This window comes from Anaerobiospirillum sp. NML120449, from assembly GCF_023051105.1.
Lineage (GTDB): Bacteria > Pseudomonadota > Gammaproteobacteria > Enterobacterales > Succinivibrionaceae > Anaerobiospirillum.
In genome coordinates this window covers 44736-67575 of the sequence record NZ_JALKIL010000021.1, presented here as the reverse complement: position 1 = coordinate 67575, position 22840 = coordinate 44736, and the positions used below count along the sequence as shown (strand labels likewise).

Annotated in this window: 11 protein-coding genes; 4 read left to right on the top strand and 7 right to left on the bottom strand. The window is 54.4% G+C overall.

Annotated elements, in window-relative coordinates; translation table 11 throughout:
- Positions 1–227 precede the first annotated feature (227 nt).
- Positions 228–2279, bottom strand: coding sequence for a hypothetical protein (locus MXE41_RS07430; RefSeq protein ID WP_247100048.1), 2052 nt, complete (start codon positions 2277–2279; stop codon positions 228–230).
- Positions 2280–3702: 1423 nt separating this feature from the next.
- On the opposite strand from MXE41_RS07430, the gene purL reads away from it, so the two are divergent.
- The 4 genes from purL to MXE41_RS07410 all read left to right on the top strand — a co-directional run bounded on the left by purL (position 3703) and on the right by MXE41_RS07410 (position 12368).
- Positions 3703–7602: a phosphoribosylformylglycinamidine synthase gene (gene purL, locus MXE41_RS07425; protein WP_246977283.1), complete on the top strand. Its 3900-nt coding sequence runs from the start codon at positions 3703–3705 to the stop codon at positions 7600–7602.
- A gap of 343 nt (positions 7603–7945) precedes the next feature.
- Entirely contained in the window at positions 7946–8209 is a 264-nt protein-coding gene (locus MXE41_RS07420; protein WP_246977284.1) for a hypothetical protein, read from the top strand.
- Between the two features lie 124 nt (positions 8210–8333).
- A complete protein-coding gene (locus MXE41_RS07415; RefSeq protein WP_247100047.1) occupies positions 8334–10331 on the top strand; it encodes a HAMP domain-containing sensor histidine kinase in 1998 nt (665 codons plus the stop codon).
- Positions 10332–10577: 246 nt separating this feature from the next.
- On the top strand, positions 10578–12368 hold the full coding sequence (locus tag MXE41_RS07410; protein ID WP_247100046.1) for a sigma 54-interacting transcriptional regulator: 1791 nt from the start codon (positions 10578–10580) through the stop codon (positions 12366–12368).
- 232 nt (positions 12369–12600) lie between these two features.
- On the opposite strand, the gene MXE41_RS07405 is transcribed toward MXE41_RS07410, so the two are convergent.
- From MXE41_RS07405 to MXE41_RS07380, 6 genes are all read right to left on the bottom strand, one after another.
- The gene (locus MXE41_RS07405) at positions 12601–14580 is read right to left on the bottom strand and encodes an ATP-binding protein (RefSeq protein WP_247100045.1); all 1980 of its coding nucleotides are present in this window, start codon (positions 14578–14580) and stop codon (positions 12601–12603) included.
- 317 nt (positions 14581–14897) lie between these two features.
- On the bottom strand, positions 14898–15563 hold the full coding sequence (locus MXE41_RS07400; protein WP_246977289.1) for a response regulator transcription factor: 666 nt from the start codon (positions 15561–15563) through the stop codon (positions 14898–14900).
- Positions 15564–16387: 824 nt separating this feature from the next.
- Positions 16388–19099 (bottom strand): TRAP transporter substrate-binding protein DctP, encoded by a 2712-nt coding sequence (dctP, locus tag MXE41_RS07395; RefSeq protein WP_247100044.1) that lies wholly within the window; start codon positions 19097–19099, stop codon positions 16388–16390.
- Positions 19100–20039: 940 nt separating this feature from the next.
- On the bottom strand, positions 20040–20789 hold the full coding sequence (locus MXE41_RS07390) for a DUF805 domain-containing protein (protein ID WP_247100043.1): 750 nt from the start codon (positions 20787–20789) through the stop codon (positions 20040–20042).
- A 299-nt stretch (positions 20790–21088) separates the two neighbouring features.
- The gene (locus MXE41_RS07385; RefSeq protein WP_247100042.1) at positions 21089–21931 is read right to left on the bottom strand and encodes a DUF805 domain-containing protein; all 843 of its coding nucleotides are present in this window, start codon (positions 21929–21931) and stop codon (positions 21089–21091) included.
- 252 nt (positions 21932–22183) lie between these two features.
- Positions 22184–22765: a DUF805 domain-containing protein gene (locus MXE41_RS07380; protein ID WP_247100041.1), complete on the bottom strand. Its 582-nt coding sequence runs from the start codon at positions 22763–22765 to the stop codon at positions 22184–22186.
- Positions 22766–22840: the final 75 nt, after the last annotated feature.

The following is a 22840-nucleotide window of genomic DNA, read 5'->3' as shown; positions in this document are numbered from 1 at the left end:
TGAGCTGACAGGTTCAGGTGGTAGCGTTTGCACAGCTGATGCCCCAGAAAAACAAAGGCCCCGTCCTTGATTGCATTGCTGCATTTCGGGACGGTGCCTGTGGTGGCCTGTGGTGCGGCCCTGGCCTGGCTTTTACCCGGGACGGTGCCTGTGGTGGTTCAGGGCTGGGATGTCCGCATGGCCAGGACGGCTGACGGTACGGTCAGACACTGGCAGGCGGGCAGTTATTACTTTGCCTCAAGCTCCGGGTCTACAGTCAGATCGATGTCTGAGTAGTCATCCAGCTCTGCGCCATTAGGTACCGGCTCAACAGGAGGATAGTCAGCGACATCAGTGCTCTTCATGCTGTCTACAGGAGGATAGTCAGCGACATCAGTGCTCTTCATGCTGTCCACAGGAGGATAGTCAGCAACGTCGGTACTGCTCATGGTATTCACTGGAGGATAGTCGGCTACGTCAGTGCTAGCCATTGAGGCATCTTTCATGTGGTCATCAAGTGACATGGACTCAAGAGCCTGCATGTCATCATGATCGCTGTCTGAAATGTCAGTATCCTGCCTGGAGGCCTGATCCTGTTCGGCAATTACGGCAGCAGGGGTAACAGCTGGATCATGTGTTCCATCCTGAGCTGCATGGTCAAGCGGAGCAGGCTCCATGTGATCATCAAGAGACATGGCATTGAGATCTTCAAGGTCGTCAATACCAATATCCTCTTCAGGCTTTGTATCGGTTACCGGAGGATAGTCAGCTACGTCAGTGCTTTTGGTGGTGTCCAGCGGTGGATAGTCAGAAACATCGGTAGAGGCATCAGATGCCGGGAGATCTGTTACCTGCTTTGTTTGGGTAACAGCAGTGCCTTTGACGTCCATGTCAATATAAACAGGACCTGTGCCTGTCATGGCTGATGAGGTTGTTGGAGGCGGATAGTTGGATACATCCATAGACTGATCATTTTCCGGAGCCAGAATTTCCCTGGCAGGTCTATTGGCTATCTGCTCCTTTAACTTTTCCTGAGAAGCCTTGTAGATATTGGTTGCATTTACCTGGGCAGCCTTGAGCGCAGCATTGACATCTTCGCCTGCCATGACTTTCTTGAGGGCCTCTTCAACAGCGTCTTCAATTTCAATGGTGTGTGTGCCGTAATTAACGGCTGGAATCTTTGCTGTCCACTCTGTAAAGTGCAGTCCCAGCAGCTGATTGCCAAAGAAAGGATTTGGCTTCTGGTAGTTTGGCAGAGTGTAAATGTCCTTAATTGAAGAAATAAGACCGATTTCAGGGACCAGCTGGTTAATCAGATTGATATCGCTGCCAAAGGTTTTGTTAAGGAAGTCCACAGCTTCTGCAGCGTTACGGGAACGGGCATTAACAAACCACTGGGAGCCGCCCTGGTTTGAGTAGCTGGTAGCACTGGCATTTTCCATCTTTGGAATCTTAACCACACGCCACTTGCCTTTGTGCTCATCAATCTCCTCAAAGGAGGGAGTGAGCCAGCAGGAGCTCAGTACGGCAGAAACCTTGCCTTTCTGGAAAGTGGTAAGGAAATTATCCCAGCCCTTGTATGGGACCAGCAGGCCGTTGTTGTTAAGACGCTTGAAGGTAAGCAGGCTTTCCTTGAGGGCCTCATTGTTCTCAATGGTGATCTTGCTTGAGTCTTCCATTGAGGTGTACCAGGAACCGGCAGACTGCATCATGATGCGGATTTCCTGCAGGTCGGTAGGGTCATATGGCAGGAGGGGCACGCCGGTCATGTTCTTGACCTTGCGGCCCATAAGGATGAATTTGTCCCAGGTGAGGTCTTCAAAATCGCTTAACTTGAAGCCGGCCTTTTCAAACAGGTCGATGCGTACGAACAGAGCTGTTACGCCGGTATCAAATGGAATGCCGTAAGTCTTGCCTTGAACTGTGGTTACAGCAGTCTTGTAGTCAACGTAATTTGAAGGATCGATATCAGCTGTCAGATCCTTGAGCAGGCCCGGATAGTTGACTACGAGATTACGTGAGCTGTAGTCCTCCATCAGAATAATGTCGGCCATACTGGAGTAATTACTGGTGGTAAAGGCCTTATGAATCAGGTCCAGGACCTCACCTTTCTCGTGATATTCGATGGTGAAAGTAGTGCCTGGATGATTTACACGGTAAATATCAATGGCTTTTTTAACTGCAGGAATATTAAAGTTCTCATCCCAGCACCATACTTTGAGATTACCTGCAGAGGCCTGGACAGATATGGTCATAAGCAGGGCAGCAGCCAGAGCGCTGGCGACTTTGGTTAAACGCATAATATCCCCTTTCTAAGGTATATTTTTCACTATATGAAAAGACTGTCAGAAACGCTGGCAGCCGCATTGTTCTTCAGGTTGTTAAATACAGCGCTGTGCATTGCAGCCTGTTCCGGTTCACATCAGAGCAACTGGCAGGAACATTGTTAACCCGACTGACCTGGCATGTACAGGTTCAGTCCCCTCCGGCGACAGTTAATTCATGCATGCATGCACGAATACGTGCAACCGCCCGTGCACCTGCCCTGGCAGCTGTGTCAGGAAGTTTTGTCAGGCATGTTCGGCCCTGACCTGTTATGCGGGGGCTGGCATGCCCTGCATGACCTGCAGCATTTGCTGGCTGCTCGCGCTGAGCTGGTCTGCCTGCCCTGACTGGTATTGGCAGTGGCGACCATCAGGCAGTGGTCAGATGCGGCAGATACTGTTTTCAATTGTCAGGTTCTGGTCTGATTTGAGGCCACCTCATCGCTGCTTTATCTTTCTGTTGTGCAGGCGGACCCGGTAACATTAAAATCGGTCTATTTTTCCGGATGTTGGAGCATCCGGATCTTCGGTTTGTCTAATTTGTGATTGATATGTCAGTTAACTTTGCTGTTATCTTATTGTTCTGCAAACACACTACTGCCCTGAGGCTACGGGCACTGAAGTCAGCTGAAGATAAGAGAGGTCCATTTGCAACTCAGCTGAAAAGTAAAACAGAAAGTTAACAACGTCCTAGCATGGCATAAGACAACGCTTTTGTGAGTGTATCTTGTGGCAATTCTGAGCGCTGTCTCACTAAATTTTGATCATTGCGGCTCAATTGAGTGCGCAACGAGTGGAGACGTGATTTTCTGGACATACTGCACTCAGAGGACATACTTGTATACATCATACAACATGACTGATTAAGAATTATCAACAACATTAGTGAAATGTCCAGTCAACACAGTCACTTCTAGGGTCAGGTCAGAGTCAAAAACGCGGTATTTACGGGACTTTGTGACCAGATGTCACTGAATTTATCCGGGAGATAAACCTGGCATGATTATCCCGGAACAGCAGGGCATGCTCATGTGAGTCTGGCAATTCAGGGGTGCAGGGATATGGACAGGTGACGGAGATGCCCCCGGGCAGGCCGCGTATAGAGCTGCTTGCCCGGGTGAGTCTGGCCTGGGCGTGGTGGGCCATGGCCATGTTATGGCCCAGGAAACAGGAGTGAGCGGCTTGGGGATGTGGATGGGCCTCTGGGCGGGATGTGGGCGGCCATGGGCGCGACGGTCACGGGCCCGGCGGGGCAGGGCCATGCCTGGCCATGGCATGGCATGGCATGGCATGGGGCGGGGGAGTGTGATCTGGGGCACTTTTTGTGAATAGAGAAGCCACAATTCTGATAAAATACAGCATCTTTTGTTTTTGCAGCCTTTTATTCAGGATTTTATCAATGGATATTTTACGTGGCTCTTCGGCTTTATCCGATTACAAGCTCGATAAACTGGTTCTGGCACTGGTTCAGGCAAAGGTTGAAATCGGCACCATCAGCACTGCTTATGTTCACCTGGTTGACTGCGACGGCGCTTTAACTGACAGCCAAAAAGAGGTCTTAGGCAAGATCCTGACCTATGGTCCAGTTGATGGCAGCCACGAGGACAGCGGCGAGCTTTTCCTGGTGGTTCCACGTATCGGCACCATTTCCCCTTGGGCTACCAAAGCAACAGATATTGCTCACAACTGTGGTCTGAATGCTGTCCGTCGCATTGAGCGCGGTATTGCCTACTACATCACCTCACGCAGCGGTGAGAAGTTCACCGCCGAGCAGCGCGCCATCATCAACGGTCTGATTCATGACCGCATGGTTGAGAGCGTTCTGACCTCCTTTGACGATGCTGCCCGACTGTTTGGTGAGCATACTCCAGCTCCTTTCCGCCAGATTGCCCTGAGCACCGGCGGCCGTGAGGCTCTTGAAAAGGCCAATGTTGAGCTCGGCCTTGCTCTTTCAGCCGATGAAATGGATTACCTGCTTGAATCCTTCAGGACTCTGGGCCGCGATCCAAGCGACATCGAGCTGTACATGTTTGCTCAGATGAACTCCGAGCACTGCCGTCACAAGGTATTCAATGCCCGCTGGGAAATCGACGGTGTTGAGCAGGACAAGTCCCTGTTTGGCATGATTCGCAATACCTTTGAGGCCACCCCTGATTACGTACTGTCCGCTTACCGTGACAATGCCGCTGTAATGGAAGGCTCCCGTGCCGGCCGTTTCTATGCTGACAGCGCTACCCGTGAGTGGACTTTCCATGAGGAAGACATGCCTGTCCTCATGAAGGTTGAGACCCACAACCACCCAACTGCCATTTCCCCATTCCCTGGTGCTGCTACCGGTTCAGGTGGTGAAATCCGTGACGAGGGTGCTACCGGTGTAGGCTCCAAGCCAAAGGCCGGTATGTGCGGTTTCAGCGTATCCAACCTCAGGATTCCTGGCTATCTGCAGCCATGGGAGCACGACTTTGGCAAGCCAGGCCGTATTGCCTCCGCTCTGGACATCATGATTGAGGGTCCTCTGGGTGCCGCCTCTTTCAACAACGAATTTGGCCGTCCTAATCTGTGCGGTTATTTCCGTACCTATGAAGAGCAGGTCTCCAGCTTCAACGGCTGTGAAATCCGTGGCTATCACAAGCCAATCATGCTCGCCGGCGGCTGGGGTAACATCCGTCGTGAGCACATTCAGAAGGATCACATCAATCCTGGCGCAAAACTCATCGTTCTGGGCGGTCCTGCCATGGACATCGGCCTTGGCGGTGGTGCCGCTTCTTCCATGAACTCAGGCCAGTCTTCCGAGGAGCTTGATTTTGCTTCCGTACAGCGTGGCAATCCTGAAATGCAGCGCCGCTGCCAGGAAGTTATCGATGCCTGCTGGCAGCTGGGCGCCGATAACCCAATCATGTTCATTCATGACGTAGGTGCCGGTGGTCTGTCCAACGCCATGCCTGAGCTGGTGTCTGACGGTGGTGTAGGCGGCCGTTTTGAGCTGCGCGCCATTCCTAATGACGAGCCTGGCATGTCTCCGCTGCAGATCTGGTGTAACGAGTCCCAGGAGCGTTATGTTCTGGCCGTTGATCCTGACAAGTTCCCTGTATTTGAGGCTTTCTGTAAGCGTGAGCGCGCCCAGTATGCCGTTATCGGTGTGGCCACTGAGGAGCGCCGTGTAGTTCTGCACGACTCACACTTCGACAACTGTCCAATCGATCTGCCTCTGGACATCCTGCTGGGCAAGCCACCACGCATGTTCAAGAAGGTAGAGCACACCACTCATTCAAGCCCTGAGTTCAATGGCAAGGGCATCAGCGCCTCCGAGGCTGCCGAGCGCATTCTGGCGCTGCCTGCCGTTGCTGAAAAGACCTTCCTTATCACCATTGGTGACCGCTCCGTTACCGGCCTTGTTGCCCGTGACCAGATGGTAGGTCCATGGCAGGTACCTGTAGCTGACGTTGCCGTTACTGCTGCCTCCTACGACAGCTTCCATGGTGAGGCTGCTGCCATGGGTGAACGTACTCCTGTAGCTCTGCTCGACCACAAGGCTTCCGTACGCCTTGCTGTAGGTGAGGCTCTGACCAATATCGCCGCTGCCTATATTGGCGATCTCAACCGCGTCAAGCTCTCTGCCAACTGGATGTCCGCCAATGGCCACCCAGGTGATGATGCCGGTCTGTTTGATGCCGTAAAGACCCTGGGTATGGAATTATGCCCAGAGCTTGGTCTTACCGTTCCAGTGGGCAAGGACTCCATGTCCATGAAGACCTCATGGGAGGAAAATGGTGAGCAGCGCACTGTAGTTGCCCCAATGTCCCTCATCATCTCTTCCTTTGCCCGTGCCGAGGATGTGCGCAAGACTCTGACTCCTCAGCTGCGTACCGATAAGGGTGATACTTCCCTTATCTACATCGATCTGGGTGAGCGTCAGGGCCGTCTGGGCGGTTCTGCTCTGGCTCAGGTTTACCGTCAGCTGGGCAGCGTACCTGCCAACCTCGATCACCCTGCACGCTTAAAGGGGCTGTTCGATGCTGTCCAGTTCCTCAACAAGGCTGACTTAATCCTGGCCTACCACGACATTTCTGATGGCGGTCTGTTTGCTACTGTTGCTGAAATGGCTTTTGCCGGCCACACCGGTGTTCAGGTCAACCTCGACCAGCTCAACTCCGATAACCTGGCCGCTCTGTTTGCCGAGGAGCTTGGTGCTGTAATCCAGGTAAGAAACGAGGACAAGGAGAAAGTCTTAAATATCCTCTCCGGCCATGGTCTTGCCAATATCAGCCATGTCATCGGTACTGTGCGTGATGATGACCACATTGTCTTCCAGCGTGAGGGCAAGGATGTTATCAACAACACCCGTACTTACTTCAGAACTATCTGGGCTCAGACCACTTATCAGATGCAGGCTCTGCGTGATAACCCGGACTGTGCCCGTGAGGAGTTTGAAGACAAGGCTGATGAAAAGGATCCAGGTCTGTTCTGTCAGCTTACCTTCAATAATGAGGAGAATATTGCTGCTCCATTTATCAACAGTGGCAAGGCTCCACGTGTTGCTATCCTGCGTGAGCAGGGCGTCAACTCCCAGGCTGAAATGGCTCACGCCTTTACCCGTGCCGGCTTCACCGCTGTTGATGTTCACATGTCCCAGATTCTTGACGGCTCGGTCAGCCTGAAGGACTTCATGGGCTTTGCAGCCTGCGGCGGCTTCTCCTACGGTGACGTGCTTGGTGCCGGTGAGGGCTGGGCCAAGTCCATTCTCTTCAACGAGAGAGCCAGAACTGACTTTGCTGCCTTCTTTGACCGTGGCGATACCTTTGCCCTGGGCGTATGTAACGGCTGTCAGATGATGTCTACCATGCGCGACCTCATTCCAGGTGCCGAGCTGTGGCCTCGTTTTGTAACCAACAGGTCCGAGCGCTTTGAGGCCCGTTTTGTTCAGGTGGAAGTTCAGAAGAGCCCTTCCATCTTCTATCAGGACATGGCCGGTTCCTGCATGCCAATCGTGGTATCCCACGGTGAAGGCCGCGCCGAGTTCCGTGACGGGCAGCACCTCAAGTCACTGGAGCAGGCCGGTCTGGTAGCTCTGCGCTATATCGATCACTATGGCAAGATTGCTGATCGTTATCCATTAAATCCAAATGGTTCACCTGAGGGTATTACCTCTGTAACCACAGCTGACGGTCGCTTCACTGTCATGATGCCGCACCCTGAGCGTGTGGTACGTACCATTGCCAACTCCTGGCATCCAGATGACATGGGTGAGTTCAGCCCATGGATGCGTCTGTTTGCCAACGCACGCCGCTACATAGGCTAACAGCCCCAGGCGGGCCACTGGCTGGCCCCTGGCTGCCATTTGGCTGGCTACTGGATGGCCGCGACGGCTGGCCTGACCGGCATGGCCGCATGGCCTGGTAAGGCCGTGGCAGCGCACCAGCCTGGTGCTATGCCAGGCTGGTGCGCTGGGCCGCTTCCCTTAGCAGGACAGGATGGAATATTATCCTGCTCAGGACGGGTGCGGCTGGGAACTGCCGGGACAAAGTGCGACTCTGTCGTGTTTTATCCCGGCTTTTTTGTCCCCAGGTGTAATACAGATATTGTTTTGCGACCATCACAACTTGTGACCGGTACTATAATGCTGATAAAAAAATGGCCCGACTGTGTCTTACAGCCGGGCCTTTTTTATGGCGCTGATGCCCAGTCAATGGCATAATAAGGATTTATCCGGATTTTCTGTTTTAAGTCATGCCCGGCTTTTGCCTGGTCAGACCTGGCAGCTGCACCCTTTTTTTCAGGGCGCTCTGATCTTTTCTGGACCATGGCTGCAGCAGCGCCGCTTTTTGCTTTATGGCCTGCGTATCTGTTTTGTGGGGCATGATCCTGTCATTTTCAGTGCAGCCTGGAGTATGCTGCAGCATTTATAATTTGCCCGGATGGAGTATTAACAAGGTCATGCTAACCAGTGCTCTGCCAGTACTTTTCGGTACTTATGGCGCTGACAGCAGTGGTATGGTGCGTCCTATTTTTTTTGCAGGTTGAAGCATTGCTATGAGTCAGACTCAGGAAAATGATTATGCTTTACTGACCGAAGTTTTCGCTCACACCGCATCTGCTATTGTGGTGGTCAACGAAAGCGGCGTGATCAGCAAGGCTAACCATACAGCTCTGGCCCTGCTCGGTGAGCCCGTTCTCGAAGGACGGCGCTGGGTGGAGGTCATTTCGCGCGTTTTCCGTCCCCGCAATGACGACGGCCATGAAATCTCCACTCGTGATGGCAGGCGCCTTCAGGTCATTACCGCAAGCCTGAGTTCAGGTCAGCTCATTCAGATGAATGATCTTACTGAGACCAGACTGCTGCAGGACAAGATCTCCCACATGGAGCGTCTGTCCTCCCTTGGCCGTATGGCAGCCAGCCTTGCCCACCAGATTAGAACTCCCCTGTCTGCTGCCATGCTCTATGCGGCCAACCTTGGCAATGCCAATCTCCAGCCTATGGCGCGCAAGCGCTTCCAGGAGAAGCTGGTATCGCGCCTTGAGGCTCTTGAGGCTCAGGTAAGCGACATCCTCATGTTTGCCCGCTCCAATGAGCAGACTGTTTCTGAAATCGACGCCCGTCAGCTGGCCGAACAGGCTGCCAGCAATGTCACTGCAGTTTTAAGCAAGGGCGGAGCCGAGCTTATTACCGAGCTGTCAGATGAAGAGATGCCGGTAATGGGTAATGCCACTGCACTTACCGGCGCTTTGAGCAACCTCATTGCCAATGCTGTTGAGGCCGGAGCTAAAAAGGTCTGTCTGCGTCTGATGCGCAGTCATGACAATGTGGTCATTTCGGTTGCCAATGACGGACCTGTAATTCCTGACGAGCTCAAAGAAAAGATTTTTGAGCCTTTCTATACCTCCAAAAGCTCAGGTACAGGACTGGGCCTTGCGGTAGTCAGCGCCGTAACCAAGGTCCACCAGGGCGTACTTACCCTGGAAAAGTGGAACGATACTTTCGCCACTGTCTTTACCATCAGCATTCCTCTGTTTAACAGTCATCAGGCCGGCGCTGACGCCCCGGAGGGCGTACCGGCTTCAACAGACCTGGCTGCATCAGGTCCGGCTACAACAGCAGGCACAGCCCTGGCCCATGGCGGAGCCATGGCAGCGCCAGCCGGTGTGGCAGCAGCAGCCACAGCAGCTGCAGGCAGCTCATCTGATATGCACGCAGACGGACACAGCCAGAGCGCTCTTGAAAGCCTTGAGAAAATCGGTCCTGGCAGCCATGAGGGCAGTGGTCAGTCCATTATGGCCAGTGCTGCAGCGGCCGCTGCTGCAGGCAGCGCGGCTCTGGGAGGTTCAGCTGCAGCCGAGCTGCTATCGGCTCGGGCTGAGGCAGCTGCTGAGGCCGGCATTGGGGGCAGCGTCAGCGCTGCCGCCGTGGCCGCTGCGGCTGCCGGGGCCGCAGGCGCAGCGGCCACTGATTCTGTCGCTGCAGGCGCAGCAGCTGCAGCCGATGATGACAAGGATGCTGATGACTATGAGGACGATGATGATTATGAGTCCTCAGATGATGAGTCAGATATCGAGGAGCTGTCAGATGATGATGAAGACAGCGAAGATACACCTGAGGAAGTAAGCCGCATGCATGAGAGCATGGGCTTTGTTCATGCCTCAGGTCAGGCTGCTCACCTGGAGCGTTCGGTGCTGCCGGGGGCCGGAATGCACATGAATGATGAGCATCATGCCCTTGGTCTTGGCACAGTCGAGCCTCAGGGTATGCATGAGCATCAGGGCGTGCATGAGCATCATGTCAACTTCGGTTCCCTGCCCCAGACAGCAGCAGGAATATCCAAACAGGCTGCAACAGCAGCCAACACGGCTACTTCAGAGGCCTTTGCGGCCTATGCCCGTAAACGTCAGGAGCAGGCGGCACTGCTGCGTGCCAGTGAAGCTCAGGGCGATGGCAATCATGTCACTGAGGATCCGCCTCAGGACAGTCCGCGTCATGACGGCTATACTCATGTACAGGTTGATGTTTCAGGCGGTCACAAGCTCAACAGCTGATCACGGATCAGCCCTGATTATCAGGTCACGGTAAGATCACAGACATAAGAGAGATCTGTTCAAACGACCTGCAGGCATCAAATCCTCCCGGGCTCAGCCTGGTGGCTTGCAGAGCCACGACGTCCTTGCGCCATGCGCAAGGGCGTTCAGCCCTTGACGGGCCACGGGCGGGCACAGCCATGCCGGAGATGAGAGCCTTGCTGTATCGCAAAAGGTTTTTTATTTGTCAGAGAGAAGATTGGAAAAATGCATCAAAGTCAAATTCTGGTTGTAGATGACGATAGTCAGTTACGTGAGGCTATTGTTGATACTCTCATGCTTACGGGCTATGCCTGCATTGAAGCCAGCAATGGAGATGAGGCTCTGGCAACACTGCTCAAGCGCAATGTTGATATGGTCATTTCTGACATTCAGATGGATGGCATGGACGGCCACACACTGCTGCGCTCCATCCACGACCGCTACCCTCAGATGCCGGTGCTGCTGATGACAGCCTATGCCAATATCGACGGTGCTGTTACCGCCATGCGAGACGGTGCTATCGACTATCTGGCCAAGCCTTTTGCCCCTGAGGTACTGTTAAACCAGGTTTCCCGTTATGTGCCTGTCAAGCGCATCAACCGCCGCGAGCCTATCTGGGCTGACCCGAGCACAGGTGAGCTGCTGCAGCTTGCTGCCAAGGTAGCATCCTCAGATGCCACCGTAATGATTACCGGTCCATCAGGTTCAGGTAAGGAAGTGCTCTCCCGCTATGTGCACGACAATTCACCTCGTGCTTCAGGTCCTTTCGTAGCCATCAACTGTGCTGCCATTCCTGACACCATGCTCGAGTCCACTCTTTTTGGTTATGAAAAGGGTGCCTTTACCGGTGCCGTTCAGGCCTGTCCTGGCAAGTTTGAGCAGGCTCAGGGCGGTACCATTCTGCTCGACGAAATTACCGAAATGGACCTCAATCTGCAGTCCAAGCTGCTGCGTGTCCTTCAGGAAAAGGAAGTAGAGCGCCTGGGCGGCCGTAAGACCATTTCTCTTGATGTGCGTGTGCTGGCCACCTCCAACCGTGACCTCAAGCAGGCTGTAGCTGAAAACAAGTTCCGTGAGGACCTTTACTACCGCTTAAATGTGCTGCCACTGCGCTGGAAGCCACTTTGCCAGCGTTCAGGCGACATCATGCCTCTGGCCCGTTTCTTCCTGCAGCGTCATGCCGCTGAGAACTCCCGTGCTATTCCTGAGCTCAGCGCTGAGGCCGTAGCCCGTCTTGAGGGCTACAGCTGGCCGGGCAATGTCCGTGAGCTGGAAAACGTCATGCAGCGTGCGCTGATTATCTGCAATGGCAGCGTCATCGAAGCTGCTGACCTCATTCTTGATGAGGCTTTAAGCAGTGCCCAGCAGCAGGCTATCAGCGGTGTTTCTCCAGTACTGGCCCAGGAGCAGGCAGCTGCTGACAATGGCCAGAATCAGGGCTGGAATGGTGATCAGGCCATGGCCAGTGCCCTGAGCGGCTCTTCAGGTCAGCAGGGCGTCATGTCAGGTGGTGCACAGGGCAATGGTGCCGGCATGGTTCAGCCTCAGGACTTCAGAAACAGCGGCGGCTACGGCATGCAGTCTCAGGGCGGCATGGCAGGTCAGCCAGCCGGTCAGGGCATGGCCGCTCAGAACATGGGCGGTGTCGGCATGGGCGCCATGGGTGGCTCCTATGGCCAGCCTCAGGGCGGCATGGGATCTAACATGGGCGCAGTATCAGGTGGCATGAACGGCATGCCTGGCGGCATGGGCCAGAACAGCATGGGGCAGCCTGGCATGGGCCAGTCTGGCAGTGATGCTATCATCAGCTCCTCCATGGATATGGTACGCAACCAGAAGATCCCAAGCTCTCTGGGCGGCGAGCTCAAGCAGCAGGAATATCAGATCATCCTCGATGCTCTGATTGACTGCCGTGGCAACCGTCAGGCTGTAGCTGAGAAGCTGGGTATCAGCCCACGTACTCTGCGCTACAAGATTGCCCGTATGCGTGAAGAGGGCATGATTATCCCAAGCTAAAGCCCGACAGCTGACAGCCCCATAGCCTCGCCGGCACAGCCGGCGGCCCCCAGTGGGACAGTAAGCACAAGGCAAAACAAAACGGCCACCAGCAATTACTCTGGTGGCCGTTTTGTTTTTGGGGCCGCTCAAGCCCCCAGTACGGGTGCAGTGCAGCGCGCTGACCGGGCCTGGGCCATGTGGGTCAGACCATGCTCAGCTGAGCTGACGGGCCGCATCAGCGGCCGCTGGCTCAGGCACTGGCAGCCGGCTGGTTATGGCCCTCGGTGCTGTCATGGTCAGCACTGTCAGCCGCGACTGGCTGTGCTGCGGCGTCAGCCGGAGCAGCCGCGCCAGCGTCAGACGGTGCGGCGGCATCAGCGGATGCGCCAGCGTCAGTGGGGGCGGCGGCCTCAGCGGATGCGTCGGCGGATGCATCAGCTTCTGGTGGGGTGGACAGGGCGGCCATCTCTGAGCTGCTGCGTTCGTGTTCACGGCGGTTGGCTTCTAGCAGGGCCTCGTGCTTGCGCCGGTTTTCCTCGCGCAGCTCACGCAGTTTGTCCTTGTAGAAGGTGATGCTGAATACTGTGCCCTGGTTTAAGTGGGAAGTAATCTTGATCTTTCCGTGGTGGTAGAGCACTACGCGCTTTACTATGGACAGTCCAAGGCCGGTGCCGCCGGTCTGCCGGGAGTGAGACTTGTCGACGCGGTAGAAGCGCTCAAAGACGCGGTGCTGCTCCTCAGGGGCAATGCCTATGCCTGTGTCAGCTACCGAAATCATGTACTTGTTACTGGTGGTGTGCAGGGTAATGGTTACGCTGCCGTTTTCACGGTTATAGCGTATGGCATTGTCTACCAGATTGTAGATCAGCTCATAAATGTAGCGGTTAACAGCCACCATCTTGATGTCATCGCCACGGATCTGCAGCTGGACATTACGCTCCTGAGCCTTCTCCTGGAGGTTTTCAAAAACCTCATGTGCAATGCTGGTAATGGAGAGATCCTCCATAATGGACAGCTGACCCTCATCAAGGTGTGACAGGAAGATAATGTCCTCAATCAGAGTCTTAAGACGGGAACTCTGCTTGTGGATACGGCTGGCAAAGTGCTTGATGTCATCGCTCTGCACAAAGCCGTTGGCCATCATTTCCGAGTAGCCAATTATTGACTGCAGCGGAGTCTTGAGCTCATGGGAGACATTGGCAGTAAATTCCTGACGTATCTGCTCAGTGCGCTTCTTTTCGGTGACATCAAAAATGATGAGCACATAGCCAAGGCAGACGCCATTGTCGCTGATCTTGGAGAAACGGATATCGTAATCGCGGCCGTCACGGACAATGGAGCGGGTCTGACGCGGATCAGTTGCAGCAAGGGACATCATCTCCTGCATGTACTCAGAGTTGTCTATGGACTTGTAGCTCTGATTGATGCAGTTTTCCTTGGTGACATCGAAGATCTTGCGGGCAATCTTGTTGATTGAGACTATATTGCCTTTGGCATTGAGCACTACCAGACCGTCACTCATGCTCTTGGTAATGGCCTGAAATTCATTGGTCTTGATGCGCAGCTCGTGGAACTGCTCATCAATTTTATGCTGCTGCATTCCTATGCGCCACAGAAAAGGCTGCAGCTCGGTATAGGTGTGGTTGCCCGGATCAGAGAGCGAGCGGATATCGTTGAGATTGACCCTGTTAATAGGCTCGATAATGGAGCGTGATAGCAGAGTAGCCACGTAATAACAGCCTCCAGTCAGCATTATCATCATGAGAATAAGGAAGATGGTAAAGCGCTTGGTGTACAGGTACAGGGAATCAGAGGTAAATGACAGACGCAGTACCTGACCTGAATCGAGCTTGATGGCGTGATAAAAGGTCTGCTTTTGCAGGGTGTCGGAAAAGCGCTTGGAGGTGCTGTAGCCGGTATGGAGCGCGGCCTCGACCTCGGCACGGTTTAGATGGTTGTCGAGATTTTTCTCTTCCACCTCAGAGTCGTAAAGAATGGTTCCGTCGGAGTTGATAAGGGTAATACGCACCCACTCGTAATCGATACCGTCCCTTAAAAAGTCCCAGCCATGCTTGTTGATGGCGGTGGAGATAATGGTGCCGAAGTTCTCAAGATGCTTAATCTCGTCCTGGGTCTTGAGAAACTGATGAATGAGTACAGCAGCAGCTGACAGGGCCAGCAGCAGTCCTACTGAAAGCTTAAGAAAAGCATGAAAGATCTTCTTGCGCACTTTTGATTCCTTGTCCGGCTGTTCCGGCCCGGCAGCGGGCATGCGATCTGCTGCCCGGGCATAATCCTTCAGGCAGGCAGCCAGACTTGAAGTCAGACGCCTTGACCTGCCCCGGCTACGAGGCAACGGTCAGGCATGTGCATGGCCGGGGCATGCGCTGCGCAAAGGAGCTGATTCAGCGCGGTGCCAGCGCGCAGCAGCGGCGGGCTGGGCCATGCGTGTTAAAAAAAGCCTGGCTTCGCTAATAAGTGAAGCTCAGGCTTGGGAATATTCTGTTTGAATCAGTATGGTGGTGTTACTGATGAAGACAAGTTCAATCAGTATTCAAGTTTGTAACCGACACCACGGACGGTTTTAATCAGATTGGCACTCTCGCCCAGCTTGGAGCGCAGAGTACGGATATGCACGTCTACAGTACGGTTCTCACCGTCATAGTCATGACCCCAGATAAGATCGAGGATTTGCTCGCGGCTGTAGACACGTCCCTGATGCTTGAGCAGCAGGGCCAGAAGTTCGTATTCCTTGTAGGTAAGCTCAACCACACGGTTGTATTCCTTGACCACGTGGCTGTTTTCATCGAGGCTCAGAGGGCCTGCAGTCAGGCTCTTAGGCTCTTCTTTCTTGTAGCGGCGTAATACGGCCTTAACACGGGCCACCATTTCCATCATGGAGAAAGGCTTGGCCAGGTAGTCATCAGCACCCAGATCAAGGGCCTGAATCTTCTCGATTTCTGCACCACGGGCAGTGGCCATGATTACCGGCAGATCGCTGGTCTTTGCCTGGCGCTTGATGATCTTGAGCAGCTCCACTCCATCGTAGTCTGGCAGCATGACATCAAGCATGATAAGTGATGGCTTATGATTTTCCAGAGCCTTGAGAAAGCTCTGGCCGTCTTCAAAACCACGTGCCTCAAAGCCCATGGAGTGAAGGGTATAAAGGACAATCTCACGGATGCTGTTATCGTCTTCTACATAAAAGATCATAAAAAACCTCAAAATTCAGGCTCACGGTCCTGATCAGCCACAGCGGTACCTGTTAAGGAATTGTACAATGCTTTTTCCTGCATGGGCAGGCTGTCCCCGCCATGGGACACTTTTAATCTGCTGCCGCGTGGCTCCAATACCTGAAAAGCCCGGAAATTGCCCGAAGCTTTGTTAAATCCAGGTACGAATAATACTGTCATGTCTGTCAGGCACACAGAATATTTAATATCGGTTAAATAGACTGAGTGCCATTAGTTAAATTCTTGTTAAGTGGATTAAGTTGATCGGACAACAGTCACAAAATGCGACAGCTACGCCCTTTGTCTGCCTACAGTTTTATCTAAATCAATAAATTAATTTCCATCCCCACCTCAAGGCTCATGCATCCCCATGCATCCCCATGCAGGTCCGGCATGCGGCCTGAATGGAGCCTGAGTGAGCCTCAATAGGGCCTGAGTGGAGCCTGAGTGAGCCTCAATAGGGCCTGAGTGGAGCCTCAATGGGGCCTCAATGGGGCCTGCATGGCCTTTGTTGGCGGGCGATGGCGAGCCATGGCTGGCAAGTTCAGGCCAGCCAGTGGCTCAGCGCCACAGCAGGGCCGGTCCAGTCGGCATGGCTGGCATGGCCAGTAGCATTGCTGGCAGGGCCAGCCTGCCTGGCCGCCAGGGAGCTGTGCAGCGGCGGACTGAGAGGCCATGACGGGAGTGTAGGGTTTTTGGGTAGTGCAGAAATGAAAAAGGCCCGCGCCTTTGGTAAGGTGCGGGCCTTTTGGGTCTTTTGCGGGCAGTCAGGCTATGCCTGCAGCCTGTCTGACCGGATTTTGATTACTTGGCAGCTTCTGGGGCTACGCTGGTCTCAGCTGGAGCTGGCTCTTCAACCTGAGCACCCTCTGGAACACCGGCCTCAGCGGAGGCTGGGAGGTCAGCTACGGCAGGACCATGAGCTTCGGTAGCCTCAAGAGTCATTGGCTGGGCAGCATCTGCCTCGGCAGCAGCGGCGGTCTGGGCCTGTGGATCAGCTACGTCAGCAGCAACCGGCTCTGCGGCATCAGCGGCCGGAGCTGCCTCTGGGGCAGGGGCGGCTTCAACAGCAACTGGATTTGCCGGGGTTAAGACGGCAGCGTCGATAACCTCAGGGGCTGGGGCAGCCTCTGGAGCAGGACCAACTGGAGTTGGAACTGGAGCTGGCAGTGGCTTGGCAAATGGGGCCTTTACTGGCTTGTGAAACTCCTCAGCAGCAGGGGCGTGAGCTGGACGGGTCATAGGACGGTCCATCTGCACGGAAGGAGCATACACAGGGGCAGGAGCAGCCTCAGGGGCTGCGTGTGGAGGCAGTGGCTTTGCATGAGGTGGCAGTGGCTTTACATGAGCTGGAGCTACGTGCTTTGGAGCTGGATGAACAAATACCGGCTCCTGAACAGGCATGGTCTGTACGAACTGTACGGATGGGGCCTTAACCTCAACAGCGATAGGCTGAACAGGAATCATCTGAACTGCCTGGAACTTGCCTGGAGCAATCTCGATGTACTGGATGGAGCTCTCGCCTACTGGTACGTACTGTAACTGTACTGGCTGGTGGAACTGAGCACCCTTGAGGTGTGGTGGCAGTGGCTTTACCTTTGGAGCTGGAGCAGGGGCTGCAGCATCTGGAGCTGGAGCAGCAGGGGCATCAAAGCCGCTTGGAGCCTGGTAGACAGGAACCTTGCGGGTAATGGTGTCAAAGCCCTGAACAGATGGAGTGTCCTGAACGATAGGAGCAAAGCCGCTTACGGAGGCTACGTCCTCGTAAACTGGCTTGAAGCCGGCTACCTTAGGAGTGTCCTTGACCAGAGTCTTTACGCCTGGAGCTGGAACAGGGGCCTGAGCAACAGCAGCTTCCTGCTCAGCTGGAACCTGAACGTCACCGGCAGATGGCTCTTCGGTGGCAGGTGGGCAGGCAGGCTCTTGCTGAGCGGCAGCCAGGGCCTCAACAGCGGCATCATCGGTGGTCTCTTCTACAGTCTCTGGAAGACCGGCTTCCTGATGCAGGTCAGGAGCGATGTTGGCAGCTGGATCTACAACAGTTACCTCAGTAATGGTGATCTCACCTTCTTCGGTCTGAGCTGGCTGAGCTTCCTCATCGATGTTCTGGTCAGCCGGGCCAATAGCTACAGCAGCCTTGCCGGCTGGAGCAGCAGCAACAGCCTCACCCTCAGCCGGGGCAGCCTCTGGGGCAGCAGCCTCAGCCTGGGCATCCTCCTGGGCAGCAGCCTCAGCTGGGGCAGCAACCTCAGCCTCAACCGGGGCAGCCTCAACAGGAGCCTGGGCAACAGCCTCGCCCTCTACAGGGGCTGCTTCGGCAGCAGCTTCGGCTGGAGCAGCCTCAGGGGCAGGCTCAACCGGGGCGGCCTCGGCTGGAACAGCCTCGGCAGGGGCAGCCATCTCTGGCATGGTCTGGGCAGTTTCGGCAGCAGCCTGCTGGGCATTGCTCTCAATGGCCTGCTGGAGTTCTGCATCGGATGGGCCACGGTTCTGGAGGAAGTAGTTTAAGGTCTCAAGACCGAGGGTATCTACATAACGCTGGTAGATAGGCTGAGCCTTGGCACGGAAAGCGGCAATCTGCTCAGGGGTGAGCTGGGTGATCTTAACGCCACGCTCGGCCAGGGTCTTGAGGTAGAGCTTGTTGAACTCAGTGTACAGATTGGTGCGCCATGCAATGGCCTCGTGGAGGCTGTCGGTGAAAGCAGCACGCTGATCGTCATTTAAGGCAGCCAGGGACTTCTCATTGGCAATCCACATCTGGGTGTCATAAATGCCGTTCCATAAGGTCAGGAATGGCTGGTCCTTGTAAAGCTTGGAGGAGATAAAGCCCTGAACTGTGCTCTCAAGGCCCTGAATCTCATTGTTCTTAAGAGCATTCTTTACGGAGATGAAGTCCATCTTGACAGCCTGGGCACCCAGAGCTTCAAAAGTGGTCAGAGCACCCTCAAATGGAGGAACACGGAACTTGATGCCGTCGAGGTCCTCAGGACTGGTGATCTCATGGACGTTGTTGGAAATCTGGCGGGCACCGGCAGAGTACATGGCCAGCAGGTCAAGGCCATGTGGCTGGAGCCAGGAATCGAGGGTCTCGTTAACCTTCTCGTTGTTGACGAAGTATTCGATCTGCTGATCGTTTTCAAAGAGGAATGGCATCCAGAAGGTGCCGAAACGGTTATCTACGTTATACAGATCGGTAGCAGAGCAAATCTGGATGTCGATGTTGCCGCCCTTGACGAGCTCGATGGAGCGGGACTGGTCGCCACCACTCAGACCGTTGTTTGGATATACGGTAACGCCGATCTGCTTCTGAGAGTTCTGCTCGAGCAGTTCCTTGAACTTGTAGGCAGTCAGATCAGCAATGGAACCGGCGGTGCGGGCGTGAGAGAGGCGTAAGGTAACGGCGTAGTTAGGGTTGGAGGCGTTGGAGACCAGAGTGGCAACACCGGTCAGAACAACGCAGATACCAAAGGCTCCTGCAAACTGGCCCTTTTGAGAGGTGAGGAAGTTATTTAACATCAGACCCATCCTAAACTTGTATAAAGCTGATTTAAGACAGATATGCTCTGTGAGCATATGTCTTCAATTACGTAATCAAAATCCGGCCTCTGATATCCCGTTAAAAACGGAATACTTCATGGCGGCAGATGAAGTTCCCTGTCATGACCCTTACTGTTAACACAGCAGGCAAAGATGGTCATTAACTGTTCGTCAGGCACAATGCTGCAGGCCTGGTACTGGCACGACTTGAAGGCATGCAGGTACTGGCTGCTGACAGGCGGGATCTCACAGGAGAGAAGAACAGTTTGATTAAGGAGATGAGACCGCAGGTCTCACAGGGGAAATTCACAGGCATAAACGCTTCTGAGGCACAGCTCTATCGTGGATGCTATGACCCTGATGACAGCTGCGTGATTATCAGATGTGCTTTGAGCCTGCCATGAATGATTGAGAGCGGCCTGCGCACGTGGCGTGAGCATGCTCCGAGGCTCATTCTGATAATAATACAATACGCATGACTATTAGTCAGGATAGCAATGCACAAAATAGTGATCTGGCTAGAAAGAAATTTGTGTTGACAAAATGATTGTCCATGCTTTTTTAGATACATCATTGATGTATATCAATTAATATGCAGACGGCAGACAAGTACTTGCAATAACATGCCACCACGTTGTCAGGACCATCAACATAATGCTTCAGCCCGCCCTCAGCTCGCATGTCGCGCTTTCGCGTTGCGGTCGCGCTTTGCTGCTGCGGCCGCACTGCCGCGCTCACAGGCATCAGTGCACCCGACAGAGCCGTCTGCGCCGGAGCCGGAGCCGGGGCCCTGGCTCCATGGGCGTTGGGTCATGGCTCATGGCAGCTGCCGTGAGGGAGCTGCCTCAGTGCCTGAAAAGCAAACTGCCAGCAAAAAGCTGGCAGTTGCAGGCCGGGATGGGTGTGTGTGGGATGCTGATCAGACGCCTGGTTTGTGGGAGTGGTTATCTGATTTGGAGTCTGGCATGTGAGTGCCGGTCCAGCTGCCACCAGATTCCTTCCATGGGCTGGTCGAGCCCTCACTGGCCTTATTGTTGGCACCAGCTGAAATCTGACCGCTGCCCTGAATGCCATGCCTGCCATGACCGCCATGAATACCATGACTGTCGTGCCTGTTGCGGCTGAAGTCGGCGTCAGGGCCAGTGTGTCTTTTGGACGGGGCACTGGTGCTGCCAGCAGTCTGGGCTTTGAGGCGCTCATTGAGTATGTGCTCTGAGGCGGTCAGGGGATCTGGACCATAGCGGTTGCTGCCTTTTGTGCCTGGCAGGGCCATGATAATGAGCATATATCCCACGGAGCAGACTATGAGCACGGCCAGGGTTAACTGATAGGCGGGATCCATCCCATCGGGAGCGGTATCGGCAACAGTGCCGGTCAGGGCTGACAGAAAGACAACAGCCATGGGAATGATAACGTGATAGCCGTTTTTGCCACTGTCGTGTGCTCGTCTTACTCCCGTTGCGGTAATGAAATACAGGCAGACAACGGTAAAGACAGCGTAGATCAGGGAACCAAAGCCCGGCAGCAGCCATGAGAGCAGGCCCAGAGGTATGGAGCAAATCTGCACAAAGAGGTAGAACCACCAGAACTCTGAGCGGCATGCTCTGTCCCTGGTATTAAAAGCCTTGCGCACAAAGCATATCTGAACAGACTGTTTGATTGTCAGCATGAGTGTTCTCTTTTGCCGGCTGGATAAACAAAGGAAAAATACGGCTATGTGGCCTGCACAGCCTGAGCTGCCAGGGGCATCGAATGCCGCGTTAAGGCGCAGCCTGGTAAGGCCTGGTCTGCGACCAACGCGGCCGCCTGACGGGCAGGTTCATGTGGCATGGCGTAAGCCGTGCAGACAGTCAGACCCAGTGGCCGGGCGCTGGCCGTGCAGACAGTCAGGGCCAGTCAAATGACTGGCCCTGAGCTGGGTCTGCACGGGCAGCAGGGCTGAGGTTGAGCCTGTCATGTGCCTTATTGTTATGGACGGGCTGCAGGAGGCTGAGGATCGCCTGCGCTGCCTGAACCATCAGCCTGATTCCATCCGCCCTGCATTGCCGGGCTGTCGGAAAACGGACCGTTATTGTAAGGGTCGTTATGCCATGGACCGCCCGGGCCCGGGGCTCTTCTTACAGGAAAGTCAGAGTTTTTGGCCTGGCCGTACGGAGCCGGTGCCCGTGGGCCGCTGCCGTGAGCATGGTTTGCCTGCCACAGTTCTGGGGTGGTGCAGCTGTCGGACGGGCCATATGCACCGGCTCCGGCGGCGCCAGCACCGGCCGCTCCGGCAAAGGCGCCCTCGTTAAAGCGCCATGAGCCGCCTGGATTGTAGTACTGGCTCTCCATAGGATCAGGACCGTAGTCGTTATCGCCTGGAGTGCCTGGTTTGACCAGCAGTATGACTGTATAGAACATGGCAATGGCCATGAAAATCAGGCTGGCAATGAAAAGCAGCATGAGCATGCCTGATGACAGGCCCATAATCATGGTGCCGCTGAAGAGGGTAAAAAAGTTCATGCCTGTAAGCACTGGTACCGGTATGAAAGCCAGCACCGGCAACAGCACAATCCAGCCGCTGCGGTCAGTGTCATGCAGACGTCTGATGGCTGCGGTAGTCATGGTGATCAGGATCACCAGATTGACTACAGGGGTAAGAAAACCAAGAATCGGGGCCAGTCCTGGCAGCATGAGGGCTGCCCATGCAGGAGGGAGCAGAACAAGGCAGAAAAGCGCGAACCACCAGAACTCAGCGCGTGTGCCCCGGCCGTTGAAATCAAGGGCGCGGTCAATAAGACAGAGCCTCAGGGAGCGGGTAAAGCTAATCAAAATATTCTCCCCGGAACATCAGGTTCCAGTTTTCCTTATGTTGTATTGTCATGCTGCTGTATTCTCATACGGGTGAATTCACGGACAGCATGTTTTACGATTTTAAGGCAGTCAGGCCACAGGTCCCAAGTACCAGACAGAAATATTGTGATCAGATGCCATGAAAGCTGTATTTTATGCGGAACATTTGATAAAAAATGCCGGAACCACCATGGTGGATTTCCGGCATTTTTGCATTTGAGTCTGCACAGATCAGAAAGTAGCCGAGCTGTCCTTGCCCTCGCCTTTGTTTCTGTCACTGCTGCTGTCCTTGCCCTCACCGGGGCGGCGGCACAGACGGTAGTCTTCATTGGCCGGATCGGTCGGGTCCGGACCATAGCTGTTAGGACCTAAGGTACCGGCGGTAAGGAAAAGCACCAGCAGGTAGATAAGGGAAATGACAGTGATGAGGAAAATGGCGGCCTCGGTGGTGCCCGGATTGAGTCCCTCAAGGCTCTCGTAGGATATCAGTCTCCAGATGATGGTGCCTGTCATTACCGAGGCGGGAATGAGGGGCAGGAGCACAAAGGTGCCCGGACGATCGATATCGTGCAGACGTCTTACGGCAGCTGACAGAAGGGCTATGAGCAGATACAGATTGATAAGGGCAGCGGCAGCCGGACCGACAAAAGGAATCTGTACCAGCAGTGCCAGAACTGAGGAGGCCAGATAGGTAAAGATAAAAAAGGGCCAGAATTCCGCACGGCAGCCACGGTCGCGGAAGTTAAATGTCTTGGTAACACAGCAGACCGTAAGCGACTGTTTAATCGTGGTCAGCATGCCATTTAAACTCATGGTGCTCTCCTTATGCACTCTTCACTTTCCTGCCAGCTGCTGCTGACGGTTTTATCCGCAGCAGCAGGTCTGCCG